We start from the raw sequence: 12,957 nt of genomic DNA, 5'->3' as shown, positions 1-12,957 counted from the left end.
TTCCAGTCAATAACTCTGTAGGCTTTTCGGCGGATTTTAGCCATAAGCTAATGTGATGCCCTGAATGAGCTTATGGTTTAGCGCCGGGTTCGGTGGTAAGTTCAGGCCAAAGAGAACGTTTGCGTCGGCGTCCGTCAGCGATGCCGATGCCGAATTTCGTGGCGCAAAATCGCCGACAATTTCGTGGCTGGTTCCGTTTTATTCGATGAGGAAAAGATGGCTCAACAGACTCCGTTGTATGAACAACACACGCTGTGCGGCGCGCGCATGGTGGATTTCCATGGCTGGATGATGCCGCTGCATTACGGGTCCCAGATTGATGAGCACCATGCGGTGCGCGGCGATGCAGGGATGTTCGATGTGTCGCATATGACCATCGTCGATTTCCACGGCAGCCGGATCCGCGAGTTCTTGCGCTATTTGCTGGCCAACGATGTGGCGAAGCTCACCACCCCGGGCAAAGCGCTCTACACCGGCATGCTGACCGCCTCCGCCGGCGTCATCGACGACCTGATTGTCTATTTCCTTTCTGAAGATTATTTCCGCCTCGTTGTTAACTCCGCCACCCGCGAAAAAGACCTCGCCTGGATCTCCGAACAAGCTGAACCTTACGGCCTTGAAATTACCGTTCGCGACGATCTGTCGCTGATCGCGGTCCAGGGCCCCCAGGCGAAAGCGAAGGCGGCGACGCTGTTTACCGACGCTCAACGTCAGGCCGTGGAAGGCATGAAGCCGTTCTTCGGCGTGCAGGCCGGCGACCTGTTTATCGCCACCACCGGCTATACCGGCGAAGCGGGTTATGAAATTGCGATGCCGAACGAGCAGGCGGCTGATTTCTGGCGCGGTCTGCTGGACGCTGGCGTTAAGCCGTGCGGTCTTGGCGCGCGCGACACCCTGCGCCTGGAGGCTGGGATGAACCTGTACGGCCAGGAGATGGACGAAGGCGTTTCCCCGCTGGCGGCGAACATGGGCTGGACTATCGCCTGGGAGCCCGCCGATCGTAACTTCATCGGCCGCGAAGCGCTGGAGATGCAGCGCGAAAAAGGCACCGAGCAGCTGGTTGGCCTGGTGATGACCGAGAAAGGCGTCCTGCGCGGTGGTCTGCCGGTCCGTTTTACCGATAGCGACGGTAATCAAAAAGAAGGCATTATCACCAGCGGCACCTTCTCGCCGACGCTGGGCTACAGCATCGCGCTGGCTCGCGTGCCGGCCGGGATTGGCGACACCGCGGTGGTGCAAATCCGTAACCGTGAAATGCCGGTAAAAGTGACTAAACCTGGTTTTGTACGCAATGGCAAAGCCATTGTGTGATTTCCCTTTTTTGGAGATGAATTGATGAGCAACGTACCAGCAGAACTGAAATACAGCAAAGAACACGAGTGGCTGCGTAAAGAAGCGGACGGCACCTATACCGTAGGGATCACCGAGCACGCGCAGGAGCTGCTTGGCGATATGGTTTTCGTTGACCTGCCGGAAGTGGGCGCCACCGTTGAAGCGGGCGCCGATTGCGCGGTTGCCGAATCCGTGAAGGCGGCCTCCGATATCTACGCGCCGATTAGCGGTGAAATCGTTGCCGTCAACGAAGAGCTGAACGACTCTCCGGAACTGGTCAACAGCGACCCGTATACCGACGGCTGGATCTTCAAGATCAAAGCCAGCGACGAAGCGCAGGTTGCCGCGCTGCTGGATGCCGCCGCGTATGAAGCTTTACTGGAAGACGAATAAATACGCTTCATCCTTCACGCTGCAGGGGCGTTGGCTTCCTGGCTCCCCCCGGTCACTTACTTTTGTAAGCTCCCGGGGAGTCGCTGTGTCGCCGCCTTCCTGCAACGCGAATGATTTTGCGTATTCTGGCCCGGTAAGCATCAGCGCTTGCCGGGCAAACCAGTCAGACAACCACGATTCACCGCACGTTTCAGGAACCATCGCTCATGACTCAGACTTTAAGTCAGCTTGAAAACCGCGACGCCTTTATTGAACGTCACATTGGCCCGGACGCTCAGCAGCAGCAAGAGATGCTGAAGACCGTCGGCGCGGATTCGCTTAACGCCCTGATCGGCCAGATTGTGCCGCAGGATATCCAGCTGGCGACCCCACCGCAGGTGGGCGACGCGACTACCGAATTCGCCGCGCTGGCGGAGCTGAAGGCGATTGCCAGTCGCAACAAGCGCTTCAAGTCTTACATCGGCATGGGCTATACCGCCGTGCAGCTGCCGCCGGTCATTCAGCGCAACATGCTGGAAAACCCGGGCTGGTATACCGCCTATACCCCTTACCAGCCGGAAGTCTCCCAGGGCCGCCTGGAATCGCTGCTCAACTTCCAGCAGGTCACTCTCGATCTCACCGGGCTGGATATCGCTTCCGCTTCGCTGCTCGATGAAGCGACCGCCGCCGCCGAAGCGATGGCGATGGCCAAACGCGTCAGCAAACTGAAAAACGCCAACCGCTTCTTCGTTGCCGCCGATGTCCATCCGCAAACCCTGGACGTGGTGCGCACCCGTGCGGAAACCTTCGGCTTCGACGTGATCGTCGATGACGCCGACAAAGTGCTCGATCACCAGGATGTCTTCGGTGTGCTGCTGCAGCAGGTGGGCACCACCGGCGAAATCCACGATTACAGCAAACTGATCGCCGAGCTGAAAGCGCGCAAAGTGATAGTCAGCGTCGCCGCCGACTTTATGACGCTGGTGCTGCTGACGGCGCCGGGCAAGCAGGGCGCGGATATCGTCTTCGGCTCCGCCCAACGCTTCGGCGTGCCGATGGGCTACGGCGGCCCGCACGCGGCCTTCTTCGCGGCGAAAGATGAATTCAAACGCTCCATGCCGGGCCGGATTATCGGCGTATCGAAAGATGCGGCGGGGAATACCGCGCTGCGCATGGCGATGCAGACTCGCGAGCAGCACATCCGCCGTGAGAAAGCGAACTCCAACATTTGTACCTCGCAGGTGCTGCTGGCCAACATCGCCAGCCTGTACGCGGTATTCCACGGCCCGGCGGGTCTGAAACGTATCGCTGGTCGCATTCATCGTCTGACCGACATTCTGGCCGACGGCCTGCAGAAGAAAGGGCTGAAGCTGCGCCATGCCCACTACTTCGACACCCTGTGCGTCGAAGTGGCGGATAAAGCCGCGGTGCTGGCGCGTGCCGAAGCCCTGCAGATTAACCTGCGCAGCGATATTCACGGCGCGGTGGGCATTACGCTCGATGAAGCGACCACCCGCGAAGATGTGCTGAACCTGTTCCGCGCTATCGTCGGCGACGATCACGGTCTGGATATCGATACCCTGGATAAAGACGTGGCGCTGGATAGCCGTTCGATCCCGGCGGCGATGCTGCGCGACGATGCGATCCTCACCCATCCGGTGTTTAACCGCTACCATAGCGAAACCGAGATGATGCGCTACATGCACGCCCTGGAGCGTAAAGATCTGGCGCTGAACCAGGCGATGATCCCGCTGGGCTCCTGCACCATGAAACTGAACGCCGCGGCGGAGATGATCCCGATCACCTGGCCGGAATTCGCCGAGCTGCACCCGTTCTGCCCGGTCGAGCAGGCGGAAGGGTATCAGCAGATGATCGCCCAGCTTTCCGACTGGCTGGTGAAACTGACCGGCTATGACGCCGTCTGCATGCAGCCGAACTCCGGCGCGCAGGGTGAATATGCTGGCCTGCTGGCGATTCGCCATTATCACGAGAGCCGCAACGAAGGCCATCGCGATATCTGCCTGATCCCTAGCTCCGCGCACGGCACCAACCCGGCTTCCGCGCAGATGGCGGGTATGCAGGTAGTGGTCGTTGCCTGTGATAAAAACGGCAACATCGATCTCGCCGATCTGCGTGAAAAAGCAGAGCAGGCGGGGGCCAATCTCTCCTGCATCATGGTCACCTATCCGTCGACCCACGGCGTGTATGAAGAGACCATTCGCGAAGTGTGCGAGATCGTGCACCAGTTTGGCGGCCAGGTTTATCTCGACGGCGCCAACATGAACGCCCAGGTCGGGATCACCTCTCCGGGCTTTATCGGCGCCGACGTTTCGCACCTCAACCTGCATAAAACGTTCTGCATTCCGCACGGCGGCGGCGGCCCGGGCATGGGCCCAATCGGCGTGAAAGCGCACCTGGCGCCGTTCGTGCCGGGCCACAGCGTGGTACAGATTGAAGGTATGCTGACCCGCCAGGGCGCGGTTTCCGCCGCGCCGTTCGGCAGCGCGTCCATTTTGCCGATCAGCTGGATGTATATCCGCATGATGGGCGCGGAAGGGCTGAAGCAGGCGAGCCAGAACGCGATCCTTAACGCCAACTACATCGCTACCCGACTGAAAGACGCCTACCCGGTGCTCTACACCGGTCGCGATGGTCGCGTAGCGCACGAATGCATTCTCGATATTCGTCCGCTGAAAGAAGAGACCGGCATTAGCGAGCTGGATATCGCCAAGCGCCTGATCGACTTTGGCTTCCATGCCCCGACCATGTCTTTCCCGGTAGCGGGGACGCTGATGGTTGAGCCGACGGAATCGGAAAGCAAGGTCGAGCTGGACCGCTTTATCGACGCGATGCTGGCGATCCGCGCGGAAATCGACCGCGTCAAAGCCGGCGAATGGCCGTTGGAGGATAACCCTCTGGTGAACGCGCCACACACCCAGGGCGAGCTGGTGGGCGAGTGGAACCATCCGTACAGCCGTGAGCTGGCGGTATTCCCGGCAGGGTTGCACAACAAGTACTGGCCGACGGTGAAACGTCTGGATGATGTCTACGGCGACCGCAACCTGTTCTGCTCCTGCGTGCCGATGAGCGAATACCAGTAAGTTTGCGTTTTAGCTAAACTTTTAAAGGCGCTGCGGCGCCTTTATTTTTTTGGAGGGAAGGTATGGGAATAGCTCTTATTAGCGGCGCGAGCCGCGGCATAGGCCGGGCGACGGCGCTGCTGTTGGCGCAGGAAGGATATACCGTGGCGGTCAATTACCATCACAACATTAACGCCGCCACCGAGGTGGTGAATACCATTGTGGCGTCTGGCGGCAAAGCCACGGCGCTGCGGGCGGACATCAGCGATGAAGCGCAGGTGATGGCGATGTTTGAGGCGATCGACCGCATGGGCGAGCCGCTGACGGCGCTGGTCAACAACGCCGGGATCCTGTTTACCCAGTGTACGGTGGAGAGCCTGAGCGCCGAGCGTATTAACCGCGTGCTGGCCACCAACGTCACCGGTTACTTCCTCTGTTGCCGTGAGGCGGTAAAGCGCATGTCACATCGGCATGGCGGCAAGGGCGGGGCGATAGTTAACGTTTCGTCGGCGGCCTCGCGCCTTGGCGCGCCGGGGGAGTACGTTGACTATGCCGCGTCGAAAGGGGCGGTAGATACCCTGACCACCGGGCTGGCGCTGGAGGTGGCGGCGCAGGGGATCCGGGTCAACGGCGTGCGTCCGGGGCTGATTTATACCGAGATGCACGCCTCCGGCGGTGAGCCGGGACGCGTGGATCGAGTGAAAGGTTCGCTACCGATGCAGCGCGGCGGCCAGCCGGAAGAGGTCGCTCAGGCCATTGCCTGGCTGCTGAGCGACAAAGCGTCGTATGTGACGGGTAGCTTCCTTGAACTGGCGGGCGGGAAATAACCCGTAGATGTCTATTGCCCGGCGGCGCTGCGCTTGCCGGCCCTACGGGGTCAAAGCCGAATGGTAGGCCGGGTGGCGGATACGCCTTACCCGGCATAAAAACCGCTAAAGCCCGACGGTCTACCAGGAGGCCAGCCACAGCCGCAGGCGCATTCCCCAACTGCTGGTCCAGCCGGTGGTAACCGACTTCACCTCGCCTTGAGAAATGACCACCAGCGTTGGCGTTACCTGGATATCCCACTGCCGCGCCAGCTGGCCGCTTGGATCATTCACCGTCGGCAGCGCCAGTTTCTTCCTGGTCAGCCACTTCTCCAGCGCGGCGTTATCGCCGGAACGCAGGGCTACCGTCAGCACATTGCCGCCGTCGGCGGCAAGCGATGCCACCGACGGCGTGGTATAGCGACAGACTCCGCACCAGGTCGCCCAGACGTACAGCAGCAGCGGCTTTTGCTGGCTCATGGCGTTCAGATCCAGCGTCCTGCCGTCGAGTGTCTGCAGCGATGTGGCGCTGACGTTTTGCGGCAGCGCGGGCTGGCGAAAATAATCCACCGCCAGGCTCACCGCCGCGCCAATCAGCAGCCACACCGCCAGCTCGCGCAGCCAGCGCCTGATTTTACTGGCCACGGGCTTTCGCCAGCTGTTCTTTCACCAGCCCCTCCAAGTCTTCAGCAGGGATCGCGCCGGCCACCATCTGATCGCCGATGATCGTTGCCGGGGTGCCCTGAATATTCAGCACCTGCGACAAAATCAGGTTCATCTTCAGCGAATCCATGGTCTTGTCATCGATATTTACGCTATCGGTAGCGGTTTTCTTCTGCGCGGCGGCGATACTGGCGTCATCGTGATAGCCTTTTTTCGCCATCAGCCGCTGATGCAGCGCCCAGAATTTATCGGGCTGCTGACGCCAGGTGGAGAGCGCGATTTTAGCGGCATTCACCGAACTCTGCCCTTTAAACGGCAGCAGCTTAACGATGAGCTGGATGTCCGGATTATCGTGGACGATTTTTTCCAGCAGGGGATCAAACTGTTTGCAGTAAGGGCAGTTGTAATCGGTAAACGAGACGATTGTGAGTTTTGGCTCTTTCGCGCCGGTGCGCGGGCTATTCGGATCGTTAAACAGCAGCTGGGCTAACTGGTCATTACCGTTCGATTGTGGTTCTTCCGCCGGGGCGGCGAAGCTGAAGGCCGATACGCACAGCAGTAATAAGGCGGTGATAGCTCTCATGTTATTTTCCTTTAGCGGCGGACAGGGTGGCGAGAAGGTGTTCGCGGTCTAACAGCGCAGGCAGAATCTGTCCCTGCGGCAATTCCGGTCCGTAAATCTGGTTAAACGGCACCGCGGCGCTGCCGCGTGCGGTTAAAAACTGACTAATGTCAGCGGAGGGGCGGCTCCAGTCGCCGCGTAAGGCGATCACATCTGGCGCTAACAGCGCCTGCTGGACGTCGTCGCGCAGCAGCACGTTGTATTTATTGGCTTTACAGGTCACGCACCAGTCGGCGGTGACATCAATAAATACCCGTTTATGCTCCGCCAGGGCGCTGGCGATAGCCTGCTCGCTGAGCGGCTGCCAGTTAACCCGGTCGCGGCGCGGGCCCTGGCCGTCCTGTTGGGCAACAAAGGCGACGGCGCCCGCCACCACGATGGCCAGGGCGCCCGCGCGCAGCGCCGTCCGCCAGCGGTAGCGCCAGGCGGTGGCCACTAGCAGGGCGATGGCCAGCATCACCAGCAGGGTAAGCACCGGCGTACGGCCGATGTGGATCGTCAGCAGGCTGACCAGCCATAGCGCTGAACCAAGCATCATTAGCCCCAGCACCACCCGCAGATGATTCATCCAGCGGCCCGGGCGTGGCAGTCGTTGCGCCAGACCCGGCCAGGCAACGATCAGCAGCCACGGCAGGCTCATGCCGATCCCCATGGCGAAGAAAATGCCCCACAGCAGCGGCAGGGGCGCCACCAGCGCCACCGACACGGCGGTGCCGAGGAACGGCGCGGTGCAGGGCGTCGCCAGCAGGGTGGCGAAGGCGCCCTGCCAGAAATGGCCCATTAAGCCGTTGCCGCCGCGGGTGGCGAGGAAGGTGCTGGCGCTGGAGGATAGGCGGATTTCGAACAGCCCCAATAAACTGGCGCTGAACAGCACCATCACCAGCGCCATCGCGCCGATAAACCACGGGTTCTGGAACTGGATGCCCCAGCCGAGCGCCTGATTCCCCAGGCGTAGCGCGGTCATCATCAGCGCCAGCGCCAGGAACGAGACGACGATCCCAAATACCGAGGCGAGGAACTGCCGCCGCACCGCGCCGCGTTCGCGACCTTCGGTTTGCACCAGCGAGCCGAGCTTCATCGCCAGCACCGGCAGCACGCAGGGCATGACGTTGAGAATTAGCCCGCCGGCCAGCGCCATCAGCAGCACCCAGCCTAACGCCAGCCCCGGCGCGGCGCTGCCGGCGGCGACGGCGACTTGGCTTTCCTGCGCCTGACCGCTATCGGCCAGCACCAGCGACAAGGTTTTACCGCGCAGATCCGGCGCCGCTTCGCCCCAGCTATCGGTGACCGGTACGGTGGCGGTCAGCGTATCGCTGCGGGTGGTAAAGCTCGGCTTGCCGAAATCGACATCCTCCATGCTGTCGATAAACAGCGCTGGCTGCTGCCAGCCGGCATCGCGGCGGGCGGTCACCGTCAGTTTGCCGCTGACGTAGCTGGCGGTCAGCTGCGAAGTCAGGCCATCGCGCAGCGGCAGTGTGCCCATCGCGCGGGTAAAATCATAATTAAATCGCTCCCCCGCCGGAGTCGTCATATCCAGCGAAAAGGGGTAGTCAGTGAGAATGCAGACATTGCTGCAGGTAGAGAGCGTCAGGACGCCGCTAAGCGTCGGCGGTATCTTCCCGCGCAGCGTCATCGGGAAGCTGACGTCGCCGTGATAGCCCTGAGTGGAAATGCCCGCGACGTCGAAGCGCTGCGGCGTCGGCCAGCGCCAGTTCACCTCCAGCGGCGTGTGCCAGGCGATAGCCGGCGCGATGCCGCCTTCCCCTGGCGAGCGCCAGTAGGTTTTCCAGCCCTTTTCCAGCGCTACGTCTAAAAGCAGGCGAGTGTCGCCATTGCTCTCGGTTTGCGCCCGCAGGCGCACGCTGGCGTGTTGATTGTCGGCGGCGCGCAGCCAGCCGCTGTCGGCGGCCTGGCTGACGGGCAGCCATAGCCAAAGCAGGCAGACCAGTAGTCGCCTGAATACCATATACATAAGTTTGCTCCGTAAGTGATGAATTAACCTGAACTGTCAGGAGAATCAATCACTCACGGAAGACGCATAATCGCAGATGCACCCGCAATCGGGGTGAGGAGATAACGCGGGGAGGCCACTGGCGTTCGATACGCGGCGGGATCGCCGCCAGCACCGCCAGCAGCAGGGTGATAGCCAACAGCGCCCCTTCAAACAGCATCGGCGGAACGGCCATCAGCGACTTGGCGCTGAGCTCGCACGGCGTGACCGGCGCCTCGGCCTGATCCTGGTTTTGCTGTAGCGACGGGCTGTCGGCGGTGAGGTTCATGACCAGCGCGTGCATCCCGGCCATCCGTTGAGCGGTGCAGGTTAGCACCACCAGACAGGCCAGGAGGACAAAAAGAATGGCTTTGCGTTGTCGCTTAATCATGATTGCCTCAAATATTCACGAGGCTTATCTTAACGGGCGAACGGGTTTTGGCAATGGTAAAGCTGTAAAGAAGTGTCTGGCGGATAAGCAATTAGCCCTCCCCCGGCCGGGAGAGGGCGGTTAGTTACAGGTTCTCACCGTTGCTGGCGATGACCTCTTTGTACCAGTTAAAGCTCTTCTTGCGCGAGCGGGACATGTCGCCGGTGCCATCGTCGTGTTTGTTGACGTAGATGAAGCCGTAGCGTTTGCTGTACTGCCCGGTGGTGAAGGAGACGCAGTCGATGCAGCCCCATGGGGTATAGCCCAGCAGATCGACGCCGTCATAAGTGACCGCTTTGATCATCTCTTCGATGTGGGCGCGCAGGTAGTCGATGCGGTAGTCATCGTTGATGCTGCCGTCGGCTTCTACTTTGTCGTAGGCGCCAAAGCCGTTTTCCACGATAAACAGCGGCTTCTGATAACGCTCATACAGTTCACACAGAGAATAGCGCAGGCCGACCGGGTCAATCTGCCAGCCCCAGTCGGAGGCTTTGACGTGCGGGTTCGGCACGCTGCCTTCGAAACCGGAAATGGCATCGCCGGTGCCGCCCTCGGCTTTCACCGCGTTGGTCATGTAGTAGCTGAAGCCGAGATAGGCGCAGGTACCTTCGCGCAGGATCTGCGCGTCGCCGTCTTCCATCCTGATGTTGAAGCCGCGGCGTTCCCATTCATTCAACACATAGCTCGGGTAGTAACCACGCAGCTGGACGTCGGTAAAGACGTAGCGCTCGCGCATCGACTCCTGGGCGAACATGACATCTTCCGGTTTGCAGGAGTAAGGGTAGAGGGCGACCATCGCCAGCATGCAGCCGACCTGCATGTCCGGGTTGATGCGCCGCGCCGCTTTCACCGCCAGCGCGCTGGCCACGAACTGGTGGTGCAGCACCTGGTACATGGTCTCTTCCGGATTGTCATGCTCGGTATAGACCACCCCGGAGCAGCAGTAGCCGAACAGCGGCGCGCGCCAGTTGCGCTGGTTGTTGATCTCGTTAAAGGTCATCCAGTATTTCACTTTGTGCTTATAGCGCTCGAAGACCACTTCGGCAAAGCGCACAAAGAAATCGACCACTTTGCGGTTGGTCCAGCCGCCATACTGCTGCACCAGGTGCAGGGGCATCTCGAAGTGGGAGAGGGTGATCACCGGCTCGATGTTGTATTTCAGCAGCTCGTCGAACATGTCGTCGTAGAACTTCAGTCCCTCTTCATTCGGCTGGGTTTCGTCACCCTGCGGGAAGATGCGGGTCCAGGCGATAGAGGTGCGGAAGCATTTGAAGCCCATCTCGGCGAACAGTTTGATGTCTTCTTTGTAGCGACCGTAGAAGTCGACGGCTTCGTGGTTCGGGTAGTATTTTCCCGCTTCGACCTGGTGAGTGATTTCGCGCGGCACGCCGTGCGCCCCGCCGGTCAACACATCGCAGATGCTGGGGCCTTTGCCGCCCTGATCCCAGCCGCCTTCAACCTGATGCGCGGCGACCGCGCCACCCCATAAAAAATCTTTCGGAAGGGTTAATTTTTTCATCCTGGCTAATCTCTCTAATAACTATTGTTCTCGAGTCTAGCAAAGTGAAAGTCAATGTCACGATATAACAAATTCCGCCAAAGGTAATATGTTACATCAAAAAAACAGGCTGTTATTTTTAGCTGATTTTGCGCGCTAATTTACGTCCGAGGGATTCGAGAATATAGATCACTGGAATTTGCGTTGTAATATCGTAGACGCCGCCAATGCGCGTCTGCGGCACGTGCCAGGAGAGATTGAAATCAGCCAGTTTGGCCAGCCGCGAATGCTCATGGCTGGTAATCGACATCACCTTGCAATGATGTAGGCTGAACTGGCTGGCAAAGCGCAGGATCTCTTCCGTCTCGCCAGAGACGGAAAGCACGATCGCCAGCGCGTTGCGGGCCATATCGTTGGTTACCGGAAAATAGGGGTCGTCAATATGGTTGCTGAATTTACCGACGTTGGAGAAGAAGCGTGCGCCATATTTCGCCAGCGCGCCGGAGGTGCCGGCGCCGACAAAAATAATACGTTCGGAGGCGAGAATAATATCGACGGCCTGCTCGAGTAATTCATCGAACTCGTCATTATTGACGCTTTTAAAAAAGCTCATTATTTCGCTGGCGCCGATATTTGCCTGTTGAGGCTCATTCTGCTCGAGATATAATTTAAAGCGCACGCGAAATTCAGAGTAGCCCTCGCACTGCAGTTTGCGGCAGAAGCGTAACACGGTGGTCGTGGAGACCCCGGCGGCCTCGGCCAGTTCGCGGATGGTCATGTACATCACTTTGTCACGATTTTTAATGACGTAGTGGTAGACCATCATCTCAAGATTATTGAGACTGGCGACAGCGGCGTGGGAGAACATACTCACAGGGCGAACTCACAATTCATAATGACCAGGACGGAATTATATCATGCAGGCCAATGACATTACCTTTTTTCAGCGTTTTCAGGACGACATCCTCGCCGGGCGCAAAACCATCACCATTCGCGATGCAGCGGAGTCGCACTTTAAGCCCGGCGATGTGCTGCGCGTTGGGCGCTATGAAGATGACGGCTATTTTTGCACCATCGCCGTGACCGCGACCTCGACGGTGACGCTCGATACGCTGACCGAACAGCATGCGCAACAGGAGAATATGACTCTCGGGCAGCTGCGGCAGGTCATCAGCGACATCTATCCTGGCGAGAGCCAGTTTTATGTCATTGAATTCAAAACGCTTTAAGATAATCAGGAACAGCTGTGAGTTGAAATAAAAATATAACTTTATGATTTTAAAGTATTTACAAATATACATCGTTTTATTTTAGCTAACAGGTGTTCACTGGAATCATTCTCAGTTACCCTAAGTGGGCAATGAAAGCGTTCTTGTTTTCACGGAGTCCAGTATGGTTCGCAAACCATTAATCACTCAGGGATATTCTCTGGCAGAGGAAGTTGCCAACAGCATCAGCCACGGGATCGGGCTGGTGTTCGGTATCGTCGGCCTTGTGTTGCTGCTGGTGCAGGCGGCGGATACAAACGCCAGCGCGACGGCGATCGCCAGCTACAGCCTGTACGGCGGCAGCATGATTATGCTGTTCCTCGCTTCCACGCTCTATCACGCGATCCCGCATCAGCGGGCGAAACAGTGGCTGAAGAAATTCGACCACTGCGCCATCTATTTGCTGATTGCCGGGACCTACACGCCGTTTTTGCTGGTGGGGTTGAATTCACCGCTGGCGAAGGGGCTGATGATCGTCATCTGGAGCCTGGCGCTGCTGGGGATCCTGTTTAAGCTGACCATCGCGCACCGCTTTAAAATTTTGTCGCTGGTGACCTATCTGACCATGGGCTGGCTGTCGCTTATCGTGGTCTATCAGCTGGCAGTGAAGCTGGCGGTGGGCGGGGTAACGCTGCTGGCGGTTGGCGGGGTGGTGTACTCGCTGGGGGTCATCTTCTACGTCTGCAAACGTATTCCTTATAACCACGCTATCTGGCACGGCTTCGTGCTCGGCGGCAGCGTGTGTCACTTCCTGGCGATTTATCTTTACATCGGCCAGTCCTGATAAACATCCCACGGTGGCGCTGCGCTTACCGTGGCTACAATACTCTACGGCCTGGAAATTCCACGGTGGCGCTACGCTTACCGTGGCTACGATATTCTGCGGCCGGGTAGCC

The 12,957-nt window shown here is 59.0% G+C and carries 12 protein-coding genes; 6 read left to right on the top strand and 6 right to left on the bottom strand.

The features are described from left to right. The first annotated feature begins 216 nt into the window (after nt 1–216). The 4 genes from gcvT (at nt 217) to HMPREF1024_RS13465 (ending at nt 5,611) form a co-directional block, all read left to right on the top strand. Nucleotides 217–1,311, top strand: a complete 1,095-nt coding sequence (gcvT, locus tag HMPREF1024_RS13450) for a glycine cleavage system aminomethyltransferase GcvT (protein ID WP_002916480.1) — start codon at nt 217–219, stop codon at nt 1,309–1,311. A gap of 24 nt (nt 1,312–1,335) precedes the next feature. After that, a complete protein-coding gene (gene gcvH, locus HMPREF1024_RS13455; RefSeq protein ID WP_002916479.1) occupies nt 1,336–1,725 on the top strand; it encodes a glycine cleavage system protein GcvH in 390 nt (129 codons plus the stop codon). A gap of 206 nt (nt 1,726–1,931) precedes the next feature. Continuing rightward, nucleotides 1,932–4,805 carry an aminomethyl-transferring glycine dehydrogenase gene (gene gcvP / locus HMPREF1024_RS13460; protein ID WP_004185590.1) on the top strand — a complete coding sequence of 958 codons (2,874 nt, stop codon included), beginning with the start codon at nt 1,932–1,934 and terminating at the stop codon, nt 4,803–4,805. 62 nt (nt 4,806–4,867) lie between these two features. Next, the gene (locus tag HMPREF1024_RS13465; protein ID WP_004174442.1) at nt 4,868–5,611 is read left to right on the top strand and encodes an SDR family oxidoreductase; all 744 of its coding nucleotides are present in this window, start codon (nt 4,868–4,870) and stop codon (nt 5,609–5,611) included. Between the two features lie 120 nt (nt 5,612–5,731). Here HMPREF1024_RS13465 and HMPREF1024_RS13470 read toward each other — a convergent pair whose 3' ends face one another. The 6 genes from HMPREF1024_RS13470 to HMPREF1024_RS13495 all read right to left on the bottom strand — a co-directional run bounded on the left by HMPREF1024_RS13470 (nt 5,732) and on the right by HMPREF1024_RS13495 (nt 11,661). Next, a complete protein-coding gene (locus HMPREF1024_RS13470; RefSeq protein ID WP_009308618.1) occupies nt 5,732–6,235 on the bottom strand; it encodes a protein disulfide oxidoreductase in 504 nt (167 codons plus the stop codon). Further along, nucleotides 6,225–6,836, bottom strand: a complete 612-nt coding sequence (locus HMPREF1024_RS13475; RefSeq protein ID WP_009308617.1) for a DsbA family protein — start codon at nt 6,834–6,836, stop codon at nt 6,225–6,227. Before HMPREF1024_RS13475 ends, HMPREF1024_RS13470 begins: the two co-directional genes overlap by 11 nt. Nucleotide 6,837: 1 nt before the next feature. Further along, nucleotides 6,838–8,847: a protein-disulfide reductase DsbD gene (locus tag HMPREF1024_RS13480; protein WP_009308616.1), complete on the bottom strand. Its 2,010-nt coding sequence runs from the start codon at nt 8,845–8,847 to the stop codon at nt 6,838–6,840. A gap of 49 nt (nt 8,848–8,896) precedes the next feature. After that, nucleotides 8,897–9,256 (bottom strand): hypothetical protein, encoded by a 360-nt coding sequence (locus HMPREF1024_RS13485; protein WP_004185561.1) that lies wholly within the window; start codon nt 9,254–9,256, stop codon nt 8,897–8,899. Nucleotides 9,257–9,380: 124 nt separating this feature from the next. After that, nucleotides 9,381–10,814, bottom strand: a complete 1,434-nt coding sequence (gene bglA, locus HMPREF1024_RS13490; RefSeq protein ID WP_002916322.1) for a 6-phospho-beta-glucosidase BglA — start codon at nt 10,812–10,814, stop codon at nt 9,381–9,383. Nucleotides 10,815–10,932: 118 nt separating this feature from the next. Beyond that, nucleotides 10,933–11,661, bottom strand: coding sequence for a MurR/RpiR family transcriptional regulator (locus tag HMPREF1024_RS13495; RefSeq protein ID WP_002916321.1), 729 nt, complete (start codon nt 11,659–11,661; stop codon nt 10,933–10,935). Nucleotides 11,662–11,710: 49 nt separating this feature from the next. Here HMPREF1024_RS13495 and yqfB point away from each other — a divergent pair, with 49 nt between their 5' ends. Both yqfB and HMPREF1024_RS13505 read left to right on the top strand, forming a co-directional pair. Next, the gene (gene yqfB / locus HMPREF1024_RS13500) at nt 11,711–12,022 is read left to right on the top strand and encodes a N(4)-acetylcytidine aminohydrolase (protein WP_004144734.1); all 312 of its coding nucleotides are present in this window, start codon (nt 11,711–11,713) and stop codon (nt 12,020–12,022) included. A gap of 163 nt (nt 12,023–12,185) precedes the next feature. Beyond that, complete coding sequence (locus HMPREF1024_RS13505; RefSeq protein ID WP_002916317.1) at nt 12,186–12,845, top strand: hemolysin III family protein; 660 nt, start codon at nt 12,186–12,188, stop codon at nt 12,843–12,845. Nucleotides 12,846–12,957 lie beyond the last annotated feature (112 nt).

It is taken from the genome of Klebsiella sp. 4_1_44FAA (assembly GCF_000238715.1).
Classification (GTDB): domain Bacteria; phylum Pseudomonadota; class Gammaproteobacteria; order Enterobacterales; family Enterobacteriaceae; genus Klebsiella; species Klebsiella pneumoniae.
Note: the sequence above shows the minus strand (reverse complement) of the source record. Positions and strands in the feature narration are given on the sequence as shown.